Annotated in this window: 2 protein-coding genes and 1 pseudogene; 2 read left to right on the top strand and 1 reads right to left on the bottom strand. The window is 41.8% G+C overall.

Annotated features, from left to right (window positions below):
* The first annotated feature begins 54 nt into the window (after window positions 1-54).
* Window positions 55-354: a YfcZ/YiiS family protein gene (locus tag R7E47_RS25060; RefSeq protein WP_005488152.1), complete on the top strand. Its 300-nt coding sequence runs from the start codon at window positions 55-57 to the stop codon at window positions 352-354.
* 44 nt (window positions 355-398) lie between these two features.
* On the opposite strand, the gene R7E47_RS25055 is transcribed toward R7E47_RS25060, so the two are convergent.
* The gene (locus R7E47_RS25055) at window positions 399-671 is read right to left on the bottom strand and encodes a YnjH family protein (RefSeq protein WP_005498191.1); all 273 of its coding nucleotides are present in this window, start codon (window positions 669-671) and stop codon (window positions 399-401) included.
* A 208-nt stretch (window positions 672-879) separates the two neighbouring features.
* Between R7E47_RS25055 and R7E47_RS25050 the strand changes: the two are divergent.
* A pseudogene (locus R7E47_RS25050) lies at window positions 880-1,097 on the top strand (hypothetical protein); the annotation flags it as partial.

Raw genomic sequence — 1,097 nt, 5'->3', positions numbered from 1 at the left:
GATACAGATCAAATACCTGCTAGAATACCCTTAGTATTTACAAGAGGATTCGTTATGAGTGTCGAATTAGAAGAAAGCCAAGTATGTGAAGCTTGTGGCTGTGCTGGTGAGATTGGTTTCATCATCAAAGAAGGCGACGAGGTTGCTGACGTAACGATTTTCGCAGAGACTAAAGATGCATTAGAGTCTGAGTTAGCGAAATACATCGAACTAGCTAAATCAGTCTGCGCTGGCGTTGAATACAATGTGTCAGAGCTGACAGAAGAATCTAAAGAGCTAACCGCTCGATTCAAGTTTGAAGTAAGTGCAGAAAAGCTTATTTTTGAACTGAAAACTCGCTCTCTAGCGCGTTAATTCAATTTAAAGCGAGCAACGAGCTCGCTTTATTCTTATCTAAATCACTTCTTTTGCTTCAACACGACCCACTTTAACGACCCATTGGTTTCGTAGTCGTTTTCATCAGAGCACACCAAAAGCACATCATCGACTTTGATTACCGCACCAGCGGTATAGGCTTTATCTTCGTAGTAACAAATTCGCTGGCCTATTTTACCATCAGCAACCACCAAAGCCTTTGACTCCGGCGTACTGTAAGATTTGGCAAAAACTGAACCAGACAATAGCGCGACCATGGCGCTCAGAGTAAAAATAGAAACTCTTTTAAACTTCATGAATATCCCCTTATGCCCGAACAATACTAGCAAGGAAGTATTTCAGGTTCTTGGCAGAATCTCATATTCTAGCAATTTGTTCTTACTTCTAATTCTCAGATATTCCTCCACGTCGTTACGAACAACGGCGAGTTAAGTTCAGGCCGATATAGCCGTCACTGACTCTTTAGGTTATGCTTTTATCGTTTTTTATTGGAAAGTAATCGTTATGCGTTTCATCCCTTTCGCCCTCGCGTTAATTGCATTTAGCTCGTCTCCTAGTGCTTACGAGCTCGATTACTATTCCAAATTTGGCCACATCGACAACTATGGCAATCTAGATCTTCGAAACAAGCCATACACTGAACTCCCATCTGGCTTGGTCATAAAAGGGAATGTGGACATTTCCCAAACGCCAATTACTCAGCTACCTAAGGGCTTAGACGT

This window comes from Vibrio sp. Vb1026 (genome assembly GCF_033338745.1).
In the GTDB taxonomy this organism is placed as follows: Bacteria; Pseudomonadota; Gammaproteobacteria; order Enterobacterales; family Vibrionaceae; genus Vibrio; species Vibrio alginolyticus.
This window is presented reverse-complemented; position numbering and strand designations above follow the sequence as displayed.